Here is a 14,097-nt window from a genome sequence, read left to right as displayed (position 1 = left end):
ACATCGTGACCTCGAAATGCGCGACGGCTCGCCACCCGTCAGGGCGGCGAGCCGACTAGACAGGCAGCAACAGAGCCGCGGCCACCTGGACGGGGCCCGGGCATCGTCGGCCAAGCCGTTGGCCGAGAGCCGGTTCATGCCTGGAACTCGGTGAGGTCGATGGTGTGAACGCGCAGCGGACGGCCGTGGAGCGGATGTGCCGTCTCGCGTTCCAGCTCCATGCCGAGCTTGCGGAGGACGTTTTCGGAGGCGTCGTCGCCCGCTTGGCTGATGCTGATGACACGGTCGAGGCCACGGTCCTGGAGCGCGAACTCCAGCGTGGCGTGGGCGGCTTCGGACGCGTATCCCTGGCCCCAGAACTGCGGTCCGAGCCGCCAGCTGATCGCCACGGCGGGCAGCACCTGCGGCAGGAACTCGGGTACGGACAGGCCCGTGAAGCCGGCCAGTTCGCCCGAGGCCAGCAGCTCAACGGCGAAGAGTCCAAAACCCTCCTCGTCCCACTCCTCCTCCCAGCGCTCGATGGCCTCAGCCGTGTCGTCCAGGCCGCGCACCGAACCGTCGTCGATCCAGCGCATGACCCGCGGGTCCGCGTTGATGTCCGCCATGGGCGCGAGGTCGTCGTCGTGCCACCGACGAAGCAGGAGGCGGGGGGTGCGGATCTCGGTCATGGCACCATTCTGCCGAAGGCCTGCGCCGCACTGGTAATCGGCACTCCCCCGTACCACCGCCGACCGCATACCTCCGGCGACACCGCCACGCCCCTACTGTCCCGCCCCGCCGCGCTCAGGGTTGGTGGCCGTTCAAGCACCGATGCAGAACTGTGCGCTGGCCGGGGATGTTTTCAATCAGCTGGTCTCTCGGGAGTCGGCCCGCCTGTGAGCACCAGGCAAAGCGATCGCAGTGAGTGCGTGCCCGGCCGTTGCGGCGCCTCGGCCCCCCGTGGGGGACGCGGCCCGGGCGGCAGGAAGCGACAGTGCGACGCCGTTGGCCGGCATCCGGGGCGCCCGGCTGAGCCCGCCGGGCCGCCCCAGCGGCCCGGACTCCAGGTGCGCCGCAGCCGGGAAGGCTGCGGCGCACCGCCCTGTCCGGCTGCCGCACAGGCCTTCGGCCTCACGAACGGCCCCGCCAAGTCGGCACCGTCCGCCCTGGTGCGCACGGCTCGGAGCTCGCCGCCGCGGACGCCCGGCACGTTCCCGGCGGGCTACTCCGGCAGAGGCCCCACTGCTGCCCGATTGCGCCTGCTCCGTCCCGGGCCCGCGCCGAAGGCCCGGCCACCGGCCTGTGGCTGTTCTTCTCCTGGTCCGGGGAGGGCGCGGAGGCGGGGGCGATGTGCGTGCCCCGGCCGGGGGCGGGTCAGAAGCGCACGTCGGAGCAGGCGTAGAAGGCGTTTCCGGTGTCGGCGATGGTCCAGACGCCGAGGATGAGGTGCCGGCCGGTTTTCTGGGGCAGGACGCCGGCGTGGGTGACCGTGGAGCCGGGCAGGCGGCCGCCGAAGGGCACCGTGAGGAAGGGCTGCGGGTCCAGGTCGGCTCTGGTCAAAGGCTTGGTGGGGTCCCAGCCGTCCTTGGTGATGTAGTAGCGGAAGTCGGTGGTGGCGTGGCGGGCGGCGATCCGCCAGATGAAATTGTGGCTCTGGCCTGCGGTCAGCTTGGTGGCGGGCCAGGTCCCGCCTCGCGGGTCGTCCAGTTCGGAGAAGCGTCCGATGCCGCCCGCGCAGATGCGCCCTTCGGCGGGTCCGCGCGCGGGGAACCCCTTGGGCCCCTCCACGCTCGGCGGCTCCCACTGAATCTGCCCGCAGCCTCGGACGGTGCCGTTGCCGCACAGTTGCTGGCGGCTGACGGGCGAGTCGGTGTAGCCGTGGCCCTGAGCACTGCCGCTGGTGGCCAGCAGGGCTGTCCCGGCAAGGCCGAGGCCGAGGAGTAACGAGGTGAGCTTTCTGCGCATGATGGGCGCTCCCGTGGTCCGAGGCTGCGGATGGGACGGGCGCGTACCCCGACTGCCCTGCCGGGGCGAACGGTGAGGACGAGGCGGCAGTACGGAAGCAACCGGAGGACGCACATCCGATGCGGTCTAGACCAAGTTCGAGGCTAGCCCCATGCTTTGAACATGTCCATATCAATGGCGGCCGACGGTCCTGTAGCGCACCGTCGCCCAGCCGGCGACGAAAACAGCCCGGTCCCACGGTCTGCCGCCCAGCGGCCGCTCGATCGAAGTACCACCGGGCGGACCGGTGCCGATTTCCGCGGTGATGCCGTCCAGCACCTCCCGCGCAAGCAGCTCGCCGAGGGCCAGGAGGCCGGCGCGGGCCTGCGCGCCGAACGCGATCCGTTCGCGCTCACCCGGCGGTGCCCCCGCTCCCACTCCTGCAGCGTGTGCGCCTCCGCCGTCCCGCCCGCGGCCTGCCGCACCTGCTCATCACCGCGGTGTCGGCCGCCTCGATCGCGATCCCCGCCACAGGCCCAGCACATGCACCCGCTCACGCAACGCCACACCCTTGAGCGTCTGGTCGAACTCCTCACGCATCGCGGCGGGCAGGGCTCGTCGAATCCCGGCCTCACTCCGGGGCCGCTGCGGCCCCGGCGGCGGCTCTGCCGGCTGTGCGCTCACGCTTCCTCCGGTCACCGGTCGACAAGCCGGCCTCACCGGTCGACAAGCCGGCCGGCTCGCCACCGCCTGGCCCACTGCCACGCCAGCGGCACCGCCGCCCCCGCGAAGAGCCGTCCACGGCACGCTGTCCCGCCGGCGACGGCCGGTCTTCCCGGACCTGTGCCTGACCACGACGACCACGACACGCGGACGCACAACGAGACAGGGCCCGGGGACCAGACCGCGACAGAGCCAGCCAGCCGACTTCAGGAGCCCGCGCAGACGGATGCCGCAGGGTTCCCCGGGGGCCAGCAGGCGTCACCAGGTACGTCGACCAGCCAGTGAGCCGGCCGTTAGGCTACGCAGACATGGGGCTCACGGGGGTGCAGATGATTCACGTCAGCGCAAACGCCGGCCTGCTCGCCGACACCCGGTTCGCGTTGTCGCCTCTGCTGGAGGCCGCCGTCACCATGCACCACCGGCACGCACCACAGCCACCGCATCATCTTCCTCCGTGGGCGAGAACCGCCCGCGACCCCGCCGTCTGGGACCGCCTTCCGCTGCTGTCGCAGATTTTCACCTCCCCCCGCTTCAGCACGGCGGACTTCTTCTGCATGGATCTGCCGATCACGGCCCACCCCGACATCGACGCGGAATTGCACCATATGGTCACCGCTCCCGCCGGGCGTATCACCAAGCAGTTGTACGGCCTGCTTCGGCTGACGGTGCCACCCGGGCCTCGGGCTGACGAAGTGGTGCACCGGGCAGTCGACGACTTCCTCGTTTCCGGAGAACGTTCCTGTGCGCAGCGCATCGCCGAGGAGGTGTCCCGGTTCTGGCGTCTGTGCCTGGCTCCGTACTGGCCGGTGATAGAGGAGCGGACTCGGGCGGACATCTCGCACCGTGCCGCCATCAGCGCCAGCGAAGGGCTGCGGGCCGGTCTTTCCTCGTTACATCCCGCGGTGTCGTACGCGCATGCCGCGATACGCATCGACAGTGCGGCTGAGACGGTGGTGGAGGGGTATGAGCGGTTCACCCTTGTGCCCTCCGTCTCCGCGAACCGCTGCTTCCTGGGCAGCGATCACCGCCCGGGGCGAGGGGCTTATCTCATCTATCCCGCACGTGAGACGGGCTCTCAGCGGACGCACGCGCCGAGCCAGGAGTCGTTGGGCAACGTGCTCGGGCATACCCGCCTGGCCCTGCTGGCGAGTATGGCTCGGCCGCGCACCACCACCGAGCTGGCCGAACAGCATCGCCTCAGCCCGTCGACCGTCTCGTACCACCTCTCCCGGATGTATGAGGCGGGTCTCTTGGTTCGCACGCCCGACGGCGGCAACGTCTTCTATCACCGCACCGGCGAGGCAGAGCGGCTGCTGGCCGGCCGCGGCGAGCAGAATGTCACCCGCGCTCCAGGGCCCGCCGGGCAGCTCTGAGCCACTGTTCCTTCTCGGCTTTCCACGCCCGGAATTCTCCGGGGTGGCGCCGGATGACGTCACGTTGCATACGCGTTTCCGCATCGGCCCAGACGGCCACGAGTCCGGTCTCCTCTTTGCAGCGGACATCTGACCGTGCCACGCTGATCTCCCTTGGGGAAGGCCGCGTCGAGGTTCCCCACCCGGCGTCGCCCATGGCCTTGAGGGGGGAGGTGTAGCGAAACCCCTTCTTCTTCATGCACACACTCCACTCACCGAATACGCGCAGGACCGCACGGTCGCGCCGGGAAGCGCCGAACACCTCACGGGCCCGCCGGTTGAACAAGGACTGGTCAGCCTGGGGGACGTTTTGGAGCAGGGCCTCGTGTGCCCGCTTCCAGCACCCGCCCGCGCCGTCCTTGCCGAAGGCCGCCAACTGTTCCCGGTCCGGGAGCCTTTGCCGCGCCTGCCAAGCGGCTTCACGGCGAGCCAGCTCCGGTGGTCTCGGGGGAAGGTGATAGCCGAAACGGTCGGCGACTTCGGATTCGATGAGACCGTAACGCCGTCGGTTCGGCGGGTCCAGGTCGAGGCCGCTCGGTCTGGGCAGAGCGTTCCAGCCCATTCCGCGTTCGCCCATGCAGTCGCGGATCATGACGTCTTCGGCGGCTTCGATGGTATGTATATCCGGAGTGGTCATCGCGTAGGCGTCGAAGGGCAAGATCAGTCGCCGTGCCTCTACCCCGACGGCAGGAGCCGAAAAGGTGCCCGCCTCTTTGTGCACCGGCGCTTTCGGCGGGGCCGACGAGCATCCGGCGGCCAGCACCAGGAGGGCGAGAGCGGCCATGGCGTAACGGGATGACACGGAATTCCTCCGGCGTTCGTGCGACATGAGCGGGGCACCGGCTTCAGCCAGCGCCCCGCCCCGTGCCCTGTTACCTGAACTGGACGCAGCTGGCCTTGTTGTCGAAGTCGTTGTTCGTGAAGTCGTCGTCGTCGCTGTGCGGCCTGGCGGAGTACTTCTGGCCGCCGCAACCGTGCCCGTCCTCAGCGCCGTCGTACACGTCGACCCAGCGGTCCGTGTTGTTGTTCATCGAGCTCGCGCCGTTGTTGATCGTCCGGCCTGCGTGGGCACCGCCGATCCACTTGTTGTTCGCGAGGTTCCCGTCACTCTTTCGGAACGGGTAGTACCCGTTTTGGCGGTTGTCGTCCTTGAAGAGGTAGAACTTGGCTGCCCGTATACCGACCTCGGTCTCCCCGGAACCGGCGGTAGGTGCGGCTCCAGCCTGTGCCGTGCCGAGGCCGAGGACACTCACGGCGCTGAGCGAAGCGGTGCCGAGCAGGAGAAAGAGCTTGCGTTTCATCTGTGCCATCTCCGAATTCCTGTGCCGACACTCAGACCCAGCCCAGGGGCCGGGTCCGGTGGCAGCAGCGTGATCTGCGACAAGCAGAATTCAAGTGCGCGGCAAGCGGCTGGTACAGGAAATTCGAGGAGATTCGAATAGGCTGGGGAAGTCCGTGCCCGTACGGCGGCATCGCCTTTCCGGCCGAAGGCGTGACGTATAGGGTGATGTCCGCCGGGCGACAGCTCCCCCGGCGTCCGGGGCCCGGAGGGCCAGCGCGCGCAGCTTGGGCCGCGGTGGCCGGGGCGGGCGCAGGGCCGCTGGAGTCGATCACCTGACGGTGATCTCTCCTCCGGCCGCCACGTTTTGGTGTTCGGCTCGGGAGCAGTGGTCCGATCCGCGCCCCCGCTGCACATCGGTCATGGGCAGACCAGAGCACCGATCAGGTGGCCGGAGAAAAGCTTCAGGCGGCGATGTGGGCTGCGAGCCGCTCGGCGGCTGTCCGGGGCTCGCGGCCGAGGAGTTCGGCCATCAGAGGATCGGCTTCGGCGAAGTAGCCCGCGCGGGCCGCCTGGTATCAGGTGAGGATGAGTCGGGCCGTCTGCTCCGGCACACCGACCGCGATCTGGTCGGCGACCCACTGCTCGTCGTCCAGGACGATGCGCTTGACAGTGCGACCGGTGAGGTCGGAGGCGATCTCGGTGAAATCGTCAAAGGTGACGGCGGTCGGGGCGGTGAGGGTGACCGGGCCGTCGAAGAAACGGTCACCGGCGAGGATGACCGCGGTGGCCTCAGCTATGTCGGCACGGTCGGTGTACGGGACGGGCCCGTCTTCCGGCTGGGCGATCACGCCGGTCCGCTGCCACAGGCCGAGAACCTGATCGAGCGGGCCGTAGGCGCCATTGCGCAGTGCGGTCCAGGCCACTCCGGAGTCGCCGAGGATCGCCTCGGTGGCGAGGTGGATGTCCGACGGCCGGTACGGGTTGCCGGGGAGGGCGCCCTGCTGGCTCGTGTAGAGGATCCGCCGGACGCCGGCCACGACCGCGGCTTCGACGGCATTGCGGTGCAGGCTGACCATGTCGGCGGCCGGGTCGTTGCCGGACACCAGGAGGACCTGCTCGGCATCGGCGAATGAGTCACGCAGCGCGGCCGGGTCCTCGTAGGAGCCCTGCCGCACGCGCACGCCGCGGTCGGCCAAGTGCTGCGCCTTGGCGGCGTCGCGGACGCTGACAGCGATCCGGTCGGCGGGTATGCGCTTGAGGAGGTGCTCGACGGTGGCGCCGCCCAGCCCACCGGTAGCGCCGGTGACAACGATCATGTTCTTGACCTTCCTGAGCGTCCACGGTGTCCGTCGTGGCGGTGGGCGGAATCATAAGTTGACCATGCGAGTCAATTTACGACGGCGAGTGACAGGAAGCGACCGCGAGGGCCATGGTCGGCGCGACGCCTCCGCAATCCCGGCTGCGCGCCGACGCGCGGCGCAATTCCGCACAGATCCGCTCTGCCGCGATCGGCGCCTTCCAGGGGCAGGGTCTGACGGTGCCGCTGGAGAAGGTCGCCAAGGCCGCGGGGGTGAGCAAGGCCACGATCTTCAACCGGTTCGGCGGGCGGATCGGCCTTATCGAAGCCGTCATCGAAGAGGTCGTGGCGAGTGAGTTGTCCGCCGTCATCGAGCGCACTCGGAGCATCGACGACGTCGGCGAGCGGATCACGTACTACCTCACCGCGATCCGCGATCTCCAGTACCGCCAGCCTGCCTTCAACGACGTCCTGCTGCGGACCTATCCGCAGTCGCAGCAGCTCATGAAGATCTGCCGGGTCGGAAGCGAGGCCAACGAAGAGCTCATCGTGGCGGCACGAGCCTCCGGTGCGCTGCGGCCGGAGTTCACGGCGGGCGACCTCCACGCACTCGTCGTCGACAACGCCCTCGCCCTCAAGCACGGCAAGCGGCCTCCCCGGGACGACTACGACCGCCGCACCATGTACCTCCTGGAAGGAATCCGAGGGCACTCCCCCGGTTCTGACGGACGATGACTGCGCCCTTGCCCTGGTGTCGCGCGTCGCCCTGCGGGCTCGTCTCGCTCCGGCGCAGCGCGATAAGCGTGCGGCCGGGTCACGGATGGATGATCCACAAGAAAGGCCCAGGGGCCCAGGGCCCGTTCAGCGCGGAGTCGGTGCGGAGTCGGTGCGGCGTTGGTGCGAAGTGGGTGCGTCCGTCTGCCGACCACCTGAACGGCGAGTACGGCGACCTCGGCTCCGACTACGTCTTCGTCATCCTCTGGGGCCGCCTGCACAACCGCCCGCCGGCCTGCACCGCCAGTCGCCGACCAGCGTCTCCTGGCGAGGTCCGGCAAACCGCAGCGATCCCGGGATATCGGGATGAAACGCTGAGACGAAACGACCTCTCAGAAGGCGGGGCGGCGGCCTCGGACGGGGCTGACCTCCTCCAGGCGCTCCGCGAGGTCGAGGAGGAGGTCCTCGGCCCACCATCGGCTGACGAGCTGGACGCCGAGAGGCAGGCCGTCATCCGTGGCCCCGAAGGGGAGCACGACGGCCGGCAGGCCAGTCAGATTGAACGGTACGGTCGCGCGCATCACCGCGCGTGCCGGCAGGGAGACACCGTCCACGTCGAGGCGGCTGCGGCCATGAGGCGGCGCGGGAAAAGGCGTTACGGGACACAGCAGGACGTCGTGGTCGGCGAACCATGCGGCGAATCGTGTGCGCAGTTGCTCCACCTCGTGTTCGGCGGCGATGTAATCGGCCAGGGGAACCTCGGCGGATTCCAGCGTGGCCGCGATGACCGGGTGCACCTCCGTCTCACGGCCAACGGTGACGGCGCGCAGGGCGGGCCGTATCTCCGCGGGGAACAGCGTCGCCGACAGCAGGGTGCAGTCCCGCTCGGCGAGCCATGAAAGCTCGCTCTCCCGGACGTCGTGCCCGAACTCGGTCAGCGCCGTGGCCGCCGCGGCGACCGTAGCGGCGACCTGCTGGTCGACCGCGCCGAACGCCGCGGCGGTCCAGCCGATGCGCAGCCGGCCCCGGCCGCGGGTACGGCCCGCGGCGGGCAGCGCCACGGCGTAGGGGTCGCTGCCGTCGGGCCCTTCCATGAGGGAGAGTGCCAGGCGCAGGTCGCGCACGCTGCGGGCCAGGGGGCCGGCGTGCCACCAGCGGCGCGGCACGGCGGGAAAGTGCCTGGTCATCGGCAGCCTGCCGTGGGTGGGTTTGAGCGAGGCGATCCCGGTGTCGGCGGCGGGCCCGCGCACGGAGATGGCGACGTCGCTCCCGATACCGAGCGGTGAGAGCCCGCTCGCGATGGCTGCCGACTCTCCGCCGCTGGAGCCGCCGGGAGTGCGCTGCGGATCGTAGGGATTCAGGGTCCTGCCGGTCAGGCGGTTGTCCGTCTCGGTCCAGTAGGACATCTCCGGCAGGTTGGTCTTGGCCAGCAGGACGCCGCCGGCTTGCCGAAGGCGGGCCACCAGGGTGGCATCGGTATCGGGCACCCGGTCGGCGAAGAGCCTCGACCCCCAGGTGGTGGGGGCCCCTGCGGTGTCGAAGGAGTCCTTGACCGTGAAGGGGACTCCGCTGAGCGGGCCGCCGGCCGGTCGCTCTGCGGCGTGCAGAGCCTGCTCACCGAGCACGGTCACGAAGGCGTTCACTCGGTCTGCCACCGCCTCGATCCGGTCGAGATGGGCGGCCACCACCTCGACGGCGCTCACCGTGCCCGCTGAGATCAGGCTCGCGAGGCCGACCGCGTCATGCCATACGAGATCGCTCGGCTCCATCGGCTCCAGGGTCCTTTCCTCGGCGACAGGCTTCCCGAGCCTGTCTGTTCAACTCACCCTATGAGAAGCGGCCTCACACCATTTCGGGCCTCGTGCGCGGGGTCCCGGCGGGGCAGGGCGGTTGGGGAAGCACCCTGTCCAATGATCCGTGTGTGAAGGCCGGGCAGGCCACGCCTGATGCCCCGGTTGAGGGAACTGGAGGTGTTGCCCTACGGGTGCTCCGTGGACGCGACGAGCAGGCCGCCACCACGGCGAACCGGCTGCCTGGCCGACCGGGGGCGCGGACCAACGAGGCTGTGCATCACTTCCGTCGGCACCGGACTCACTTGGGACGAGGCCGCCGGGTACGGGACGAAAACCCGTGTCAATCGCGCTCTTGGGCTGTGCCGGCCCGGGGTGTACCAGTGCCGGTGAGGGACCACATGGCCAGGAGGTCGAGTGCTTGTCTGGACGACGAGCCGGGTTCCGCGGTGTAGACGAAGAAGGTGGTGTCGGGGTCTCCCGGCAGGGTCAGCGTCTCGTACTCCACGGTCAGTTCACCGACCAGGGCATGGCGGAGGCGTTTGGAACCGTGGGTGCGCTGGTGGACCCGGTGCTTTTCCCACCAGTGGTCGAATTCCGTGCTTTTTCCGCGCAGTTCTGCGATGAGGTCGCTCGTGGCCTGGTCCTCCGTGTCTCGTCCCGCCTCCAGGCGCAGGCTTTCCACGGCGGCCCGTGCCTGGTCCTCCCAGTCGACGAACAAGGACCGGGGTTCCTCGCTGAGGAACATCCAGCGTGCGTAGTTGCGGTGTCGGACGGGCATCTGGTCGAAGTCGGTGAACAGGGCCTTGGCCATCCGGGTGGCCGCCAGGACGTCGCTGCGGCGGCCGAGGACCAGGACCGGTTCGCCGTCGAATGCGTCGACGAGTTGGTGCAGGCCGGGGCGGAGCCTTTGCACGCTCGGGTTTTGACGCCGTGACGGCGCGGTCGTCACTCCGACGAGGGTGTGAAGGTAGGTGCGTCCCGCCTCGTCGAGGCCCAGGGCGCGGCAGAGCGCGTCCACGACGCCGGGCGACGGGGCGATCGGGCGTCCTTGTTCGAGCCGGGCGTAGTAATCGGTCGACACACCCGCCAGGCGGGCGACCTCTTCACGGCGCAGGCCCGGAACACGCCGCGTACGACTGTCCGGCGGTAGACCAGCCTGCTCGGGGTCCACTTGACTGCGCGCCTTCCGCAGAAAGCTCCCCAGCTCACGGTTGTTGTTGGCCATGCCACGCAGTATCGCAAGTGTGGGTGTTTCCCGCGTGGGCCTGTGAGTCCTAGTCTGCCGGGTCCGCTGTTGCGCAGGGCCTGCCAGGGGCGTCTGCGGAAGCCGGCGGCAGGCCATGCTGGAGGTACGTCCTGCGGGTGGGTGGCGGAGGACGGAGTGCGGCACGCGCACGGCACCAAGGGGCGGTCATGGCGTTCCCCGGACGGGCGGCCGATGAGCGGGATCACGGTCGGCGCTGCTTTGCACCTGTCGCCATTGCGTCATGCCTGGCCACTGATTTTCCCGGAGCAGGTTGCCGCCTGCTCCGGATGTCTCTTCACGGAAAAGGAACTCGTTCATGAGCAAGGGCAAGGTTCTCATCGTCATGTCGGCCGCCAGCGTCTGGGAACGCACCGACGGATCGCAGTACCCGACGGGTTACTGGGCGGAGGAGCTGGCTGCTCCGCACGAGAAGTTCGTGGAGGCCGGTTACACGGTCGACTTCGCTTCTCCGGGTGGGGTGCTGCAGCCACTGGACGAGCACAGCGCCGACCCGGCGGTCGCGGGGAAGGAATGCGGCCGCCACGTGGCGCACGCCCAGAAGGCGCTGGAGGAGTTCGGCCCGCTGCTGAAGCTCGGCGAGGTCGGCATGGACGACTACGTCGCGGTGGTGCTGCCCGGCGGCCACGGCCCGGTCGTCGACCTCTTCCAGGACGCCGACCTGGGCCGTCTGCTGGCCGATGCGGACAAGGACGGAAAGCTCATCGGTGCGGTCTGCCACGGTCCGGCCGCGCTGCTCAGCGCCAAGGACGAGGACGGCAACTGGCTCTTCGCCGGCCGCAGGATGACGGCGTTCACCGACGAGGAGGAGCAGTTGTTCGGCACCGCCGAGGGGGCTCCGTGGCTGCTGGCCTCCCGTCTGCGGGAGCTGGGCGCGGACCACGTCGAAGGGGCGGCATACCAGCAGCACAACATCACCGACGGCAACCTCTTCACCGGCCAGAACCCCGCCTCCAGTGCCAGGCTGGCCGAAGACATGATCGCCGCGCTGCGCTGACACACCTGCGCATCTGTCCACGGCCCGTCGGCAGCGGCGTACGGACGCACGCAGGGTGGGCCCTCCCCTTCGGTGCGAGGGCCCGCTCTTCGTGCGCTTCCGGTGAACGAGCCACACAGCGCCCCGCAGGTGGGTGAGTTCCGTGGAGACAGTCCCGCCGCACGACGTCATCGGCCGTGTGGAGAAGGGGCTGCTCCTCGCCGGCCGGTGGCGGCCCGCAACGGTAGAGGCCACTCTCGCGGTGCACGACCCTGCCACAGGCCGGACACTGTGCGAGGTGGTGGCCAATGCCGCCCTGGTTGACGGGGCAGTCGTCCTCAACGCCGCACACGCGGTCCAGCGGCCAGCCCGGCTGGGCGGCAGTGCTTCCGCTCCGCCGGGGTTGAGATCCTGCGAGGTGGCGGGCGGCCTCCGGACCTGCCGCCACTTCACCCGCAGCGCACGGCGGTTGTACGGCGCCGGTGCCAGGCCCCCGGTCAGGGCCACCCCGATGTTGTACGGCGCATGACCGGCCATCAGCACCGCCTCCATGACTACCCGCGGCCGGTTCCCGTGAAGTGTGTCTTGGCTCCGGCGCCCTGTCTCTGACCACGGTGCACGGTGGCCGTGAGTGGTCCTCTGGCTGATGGTCCCAGAGGCGGACGGTTTCGCCGACCTTGAGCGGCTTGTCAATCTCCACCGAAGCGGACCTCCAGTTCCTGGCCGCGACGTCTCAGGTGGAGCTGGGGGCGTCGACCGGCCCCGCGTACACCGATCGGCTCCAGGCCGGGGCAAGGGGCGGAGGCGACCGAGAATCTGCATCTGCGCCGGCCCAGGCCCCTCCTGTCCGCGCTCGCCCAGCTCATCGTCGCCGCCGGCGTGGCCGGACTGCCACCGAGCAGGACGCCACCGCCTCCGCCGACACCGGGCCCACAGTGGTCCTGCCGCTACCCGTCCACCCCTACCGGCACAACTCCTGCCTCAACCCGACCTCCGGGCCTGTCGGGCGGAGGCATAGGCGGCCGACGCGTCCGCAGCGGCCCGCACGCCCACGGCGACGGCGGCGGCTATCAGCGCGGACGCGGCCGCGCTCAGCCTGTCGGCGACCTGCCTGCCGGTGAAGAGGTGGTGCATGGCGCCGCCAGGCAGCGCACCGGGCGCGATGGCGGAGGAGGAGGCGACAACGACGAGCCGACGCTACAGGTAGTAACATCGTGGAACTACTTCTGATTTGAAACCACACCGGATCACCGAAGAGGAGAAGCCGTGCCCGACCACGGGAGCCGCGTCAACTTCCAGCACGGGCAGGAGTTCCTGGCCGCCATCTCCGAGCGCTGGAACTATCAGATCCTCAGGGAGGTGTTCTTCGGCGTTGGCCGCTTCGGTGAACTCAAGCGAGCTCTGGGAATCTCGGCAAACATCCTCACCGCACGACTCAACAGCCTCACCGAGCTGGGCCTGCTCACCAAGCGCACCTACCGCCCCGACAAGCCGTGGTACGAGTACGCGCTCACCGACAGCGCCCGCGAGCTCGTCGTCCCCGCCATCGCGGCCGTCACACGCTGGGCTGAGACCCACGCGACCGACACCGACACCACGGACTACCCGCTCATGCACACGACGTGCGGCAACCCGACCAATCCGTACCTAGCGTGCAGCAGCTGTCACCAGCCGGTCGAGGCCTCGACCCTGCGCCCGACGGCCGCCGAGGAGGACAGTGCCGGCCGGCGGGGAGGGCCGGCTCCCACTGCGCCGAGCGACTGAGAACCTCACCCCGGGACCTCGTAGTAGCGTTTTGCAACTAGTAGCGTTACGGTACTAGTTGCTGAACGTCTCCCGGTCACGGAGAGGACCGATCATGACCACGAATTGGCTTGAAGGAGTTACCGAGCGGCTGATCCCCACCTCGCTGGGCCTGATCAACGTGCGCGTCGGCGGCCGTCGGGACGGCCCCGCCATGGTGTGCTGGCCGAGCCTGATGATGGACGGCACCATGTGGCAGTACCAGTACGAGCACTTCGCCCCGACCCACCGCGTCATACTCATCGACAGCCCTGGACACGGCAGGTCCGACGCACTGCGCAAGATCATCGACCTCAAGGACTGCTCCGACGCGCTCGTCGAGATCCTCGACGCGCTCGGCGTCGACAAGTGCCTCCTGGTGGGCAACAGTTGGGGCGGCATGCTCGCCGGCGTCTTTCCGGCCCACCACCCGCAGCGGGCTGCGGCGGCGGTCGGTATCAACTGCACCGCCTCCCTGCCCACGACGGTCGAGAGCCTCTGGGCCAGCGCGCTGTCCACCTTCCTCGCGCTGCACGCGAAAATGCCGCCGCTGGCCGCCAAGGCGGCCAAAGCAGCCTTCGCCGGCCCCACCGCCGAGGCCACCAACCCGGAGTTCATGGAGTTCACCGAGTTCGTTCTGCGCAACGACCCGAAGTCGGTCGCATGGGCGCTGCGCAGCATCCTCATAGGACGCAAGGACGAGCATCGCCGCCTGAACACCATCAGGAACGTGCCCGTCCTGATCATCGCCGGTGAGGAGGACAGCCAGTTCCCGGTCCACGTGGTGCGGAAGATGGCGGACGCCATCGAGGGCAGCACCTTCCGTGTGCTCCAGCACACCGGCCACCTCGCCGCTCGCGAGAACCCCGAAGGTGTCAACGCCGAGGTCGCCGCCTTCCTCGCTTCCCTGCCCGCAGCAGCCTGATCAGGA

General features: G+C 69.4%; 13 protein-coding genes and 1 pseudogene. 5 read left to right on the top strand and 9 right to left on the bottom strand.

Annotated features, from left to right (window positions below; genetic code table 11):
• Positions 1-134 precede the first annotated feature (134 nt).
• The 3 genes from ACZ4QV_RS26500 to ACZ4QV_RS26490 all read right to left on the bottom strand — a co-directional run bounded on the left by ACZ4QV_RS26500 (position 135) and on the right by ACZ4QV_RS26490 (position 2,361).
• Positions 135-668: a GNAT family N-acetyltransferase gene (locus tag ACZ4QV_RS26500; protein ID WP_361592756.1), complete on the bottom strand. Its 534-nt coding sequence runs from the start codon at positions 666-668 to the stop codon at positions 135-137.
• 685 nt (positions 669-1,353) lie between these two features.
• Entirely contained in the window at positions 1,354-1,944 is a 591-nt protein-coding gene (locus ACZ4QV_RS26495; protein ID WP_361636974.1) for a lytic polysaccharide monooxygenase auxiliary activity family 9 protein, read from the bottom strand.
• A gap of 171 nt (positions 1,945-2,115) precedes the next feature.
• Complete coding sequence (locus ACZ4QV_RS26490; RefSeq protein ID WP_361153410.1) at positions 2,116-2,361, bottom strand: hypothetical protein; 246 nt, start codon at positions 2,359-2,361, stop codon at positions 2,116-2,118.
• A 593-nt stretch (positions 2,362-2,954) separates the two neighbouring features.
• On the opposite strand from ACZ4QV_RS26490, the gene ACZ4QV_RS26485 reads away from it, so the two are divergent.
• Positions 2,955-4,019, top strand: a complete 1,065-nt coding sequence (locus ACZ4QV_RS26485; RefSeq protein ID WP_361636977.1) for an ArsR/SmtB family transcription factor — start codon at positions 2,955-2,957, stop codon at positions 4,017-4,019.
• Here ACZ4QV_RS26485 and ACZ4QV_RS26480 read toward each other — a convergent pair.
• The 3 genes and pseudogenes from ACZ4QV_RS26480 to ACZ4QV_RS26470 all read right to left on the bottom strand — a co-directional run bounded on the left by ACZ4QV_RS26480 (position 3,985) and on the right by ACZ4QV_RS26470 (position 6,656).
• A complete protein-coding gene (locus tag ACZ4QV_RS26480) occupies positions 3,985-4,842 on the bottom strand; it encodes a hypothetical protein (protein WP_361636980.1) in 858 nt (285 codons plus the stop codon). The genes ACZ4QV_RS26485 and ACZ4QV_RS26480 overlap by 35 nt on opposite strands.
• 88 nt (positions 4,843-4,930) lie before the next feature.
• The gene (locus ACZ4QV_RS26475) at positions 4,931-5,368 is read right to left on the bottom strand and encodes a hypothetical protein (RefSeq protein WP_361153417.1); all 438 of its coding nucleotides are present in this window, start codon (positions 5,366-5,368) and stop codon (positions 4,931-4,933) included.
• 433 nt (positions 5,369-5,801) lie between these two features.
• A pseudogene (locus ACZ4QV_RS26470) lies at positions 5,802-6,656 on the bottom strand (NAD(P)H-binding protein).
• 113 nt (positions 6,657-6,769) lie between these two features.
• Between ACZ4QV_RS26470 and ACZ4QV_RS26465 the strand changes: the two are divergent.
• Complete coding sequence (locus ACZ4QV_RS26465; protein ID WP_467763485.1) at positions 6,770-7,372, top strand: TetR/AcrR family transcriptional regulator; 603 nt, start codon at positions 6,770-6,772, stop codon at positions 7,370-7,372.
• A gap of 371 nt (positions 7,373-7,743) precedes the next feature.
• Here ACZ4QV_RS26465 and ACZ4QV_RS26460 read toward each other — a convergent pair whose 3' ends face one another.
• Positions 7,744-9,120, bottom strand: a complete 1,377-nt coding sequence (locus ACZ4QV_RS26460) for an amidase (RefSeq protein ID WP_467763484.1) — start codon at positions 9,118-9,120, stop codon at positions 7,744-7,746.
• 364 nt (positions 9,121-9,484) lie between these two features.
• Positions 9,485-10,369: a helix-turn-helix transcriptional regulator gene (locus tag ACZ4QV_RS26455; protein WP_361591660.1), complete on the bottom strand. Its 885-nt coding sequence runs from the start codon at positions 10,367-10,369 to the stop codon at positions 9,485-9,487.
• Between the two features lie 337 nt (positions 10,370-10,706).
• Here ACZ4QV_RS26455 and ACZ4QV_RS26450 point away from each other — a divergent pair, with 337 nt between their 5' ends.
• Complete coding sequence (locus ACZ4QV_RS26450; protein WP_467763483.1) at positions 10,707-11,405, top strand: type 1 glutamine amidotransferase domain-containing protein; 699 nt, start codon at positions 10,707-10,709, stop codon at positions 11,403-11,405.
• Positions 11,406-12,365: 960 nt separating this feature from the next.
• Here ACZ4QV_RS26450 and ACZ4QV_RS26445 read toward each other — a convergent pair.
• A complete protein-coding gene (locus tag ACZ4QV_RS26445) occupies positions 12,366-12,518 on the bottom strand; it encodes a hypothetical protein (RefSeq protein ID WP_361153430.1) in 153 nt (50 codons plus the stop codon).
• Positions 12,519-12,650: 132 nt separating this feature from the next.
• Here ACZ4QV_RS26445 and ACZ4QV_RS26440 point away from each other — a divergent pair, with 132 nt between their 5' ends.
• Together ACZ4QV_RS26440 and ACZ4QV_RS26435 are read left to right on the top strand one after the other, a co-directional pair.
• Positions 12,651-13,148 (top strand): winged helix-turn-helix transcriptional regulator, encoded by a 498-nt coding sequence (locus ACZ4QV_RS26440; protein WP_467763482.1) that lies wholly within the window; start codon positions 12,651-12,653, stop codon positions 13,146-13,148.
• 94 nt (positions 13,149-13,242) lie between these two features.
• Positions 13,243-14,091: an alpha/beta fold hydrolase gene (locus ACZ4QV_RS26435; protein WP_361591656.1), complete on the top strand. Its 849-nt coding sequence runs from the start codon at positions 13,243-13,245 to the stop codon at positions 14,089-14,091.
• Positions 14,092-14,097 lie beyond the last annotated feature (6 nt).

The organism is Streptomyces sp. NPDC026394, assembly GCF_055567735.1.
The sequence above is the reverse complement of the archived record's forward strand: the minus strand, read 5'-3'. Positions and strand labels throughout refer to the sequence as shown.